Annotated in this window: 1 protein-coding gene and 1 pseudogene; one reads left to right on the top strand and one right to left on the bottom strand. The window is 71.5% G+C overall.

Going from position 1 to position 1,579, the window contains the following annotated elements:
• Positions 1 to 104, bottom strand: a pseudogene (locus Q4F04_RS15925) (uracil-DNA glycosylase family protein); the annotation flags it as partial.
• 478 nt (positions 105 to 582) lie between these two features.
• Here Q4F04_RS15925 and dnaN point away from each other — a divergent pair.
• Positions 583 to 1,579: DNA polymerase III subunit beta (gene dnaN, locus Q4F04_RS15920; protein WP_303370761.1), on the top strand; the 997-nt coding region annotated here is incomplete at its 3' end.

Here is a 1,579-nt window from a genome sequence, read left to right as displayed (position 1 = left end):
CGTCCGGCCGGGCCGATGAAGGGGCGGCCGCCCCGGTCCTCCTCGTCGCCCGGCTGCTCGCCCACCAGCATCAGCGGCGCATCGAGCGGCCCCTCGCCCAGCACCGGGGCGCGGCCTTCCGCCCAGGGGGCGGGGATCACCGCCGGCAGGGCGGCATGATCGGCCGGGCGGCGCTCATGGCCGGCATCGCCCCGCGCCTCGGCCGGCGTTTCCTCCGACAGGCGGGCGCGGGCGGCCTCCGCGGGCTCCGCCTGGGCCGGGGCGGCCCCGGCCGCGGGAAGCTCGTCCTGCGGTTGCGTATCGGCGTCCTTGCTTCGCTTCCGCTGCGCGCCACCGGTCGCCGCTGGCCGGCGCTTCGCGGTGCGGGGAAGATCGAGGGGCAGGCGGGATTGCTCGGGCATGGCGCAGGGAAAACCCGGAAGGCCCCGGAGAGTTCCGCGAAGGCCTTGCGGCTGCTGGACTTTCTGTGGGCGCGGCCTTTCCTGGCCTTCGCCGCGCTGGTAGACAGGGCAACTGTTTTTTCGATTCGGGGCGCCTGGCCGGTGCGGGCCGCGCCCTTTTCCGCGCGGGGGTGTTGAAGCCATGAAATTCACGGTGGACCGGGCGGTGCTGCTCAAGGCGCTGGCGCATGTGCAAAGCGTGGTGGAGCGGCGCAACACCATCCCCATCCTGGCCAATGTCATGCTGGCGGCCCAGGAGAATACCCTGACCATGACCGCCACCGACATGGAGATCGCCATTGTCGAGGCGGTGCCAGAGGTGACGGTGGCGCGCGCCGGCCGCACCACCGCCCCGGCGGCGACGCTGTACGAGATCGTCCGCAAGCTGCCGGACGGCGCCCGCGTGGAGCTGGACCATCCCGGCGGCGACGCGCCGCTGGCGCTGCGCGCCGGCCGCTTCGCCACCTCCCTGATGGTGCTGCCCGTCGAGGACTTCCCCTCCATGACCGAGGGCAAGCTGCCGCACGGCTTCGACATCACGCCCACCATGCTGCGCGAGCTGGTGGACCGGACGAAGTTCGCCATCTCCACCGAGGAAACCCGCTACTACCTGAACGGCATCTACGTCCATGCGACGGAGGCCGAGGGCCAGCCCGTGCTGCGCGCCGTCGCCACCGACGGCCATCGCCTCGCCCGCATCGAGGAGCCGCTGCCGGAAGGCGCCGCCGGGATGCCCGGCGTCATCATCCCGCGCAAGACGGTGAACGAGATCCGCAAGCTGGCCGACGAAACCAGCGAGCCGGTGCAGGTGCGCCTGTCCGACACCAAGATCCGCTTCGCCTTCGGTTCCGTCCACCTGACCAGCAAGCTGATCGACGGCACCTTTCCCGAATATGAGCGCGTCATCCCGCGCGGCAACGACAAGATCATGACGGTGGACAAGCGCGCCTTCGCCGAGGCGGTGGCGCGCGTCGCCGCCATCTCCTCCGAGCGCTCGCGCCCGGTGAAGCTGTCGATCAAGCCGGACAGCCTGACGCTGACCGCCTCATCCCCCGACCAGGGGCAGGCGGAGGAGGAGCTGGATGGCGGCGCCGTGACCTATGGCTCCAGCCCGATCGAGATCGGCTTCCAGGCCCGCT

Source organism: Paracoccus sp. (in: a-proteobacteria), assembly GCF_030536915.1.
Taxonomy (GTDB): Bacteria; Pseudomonadota; Alphaproteobacteria; order Rhodobacterales; family Rhodobacteraceae; genus Paracoccus.
This window is presented reverse-complemented; position numbering and strand designations above follow the sequence as displayed.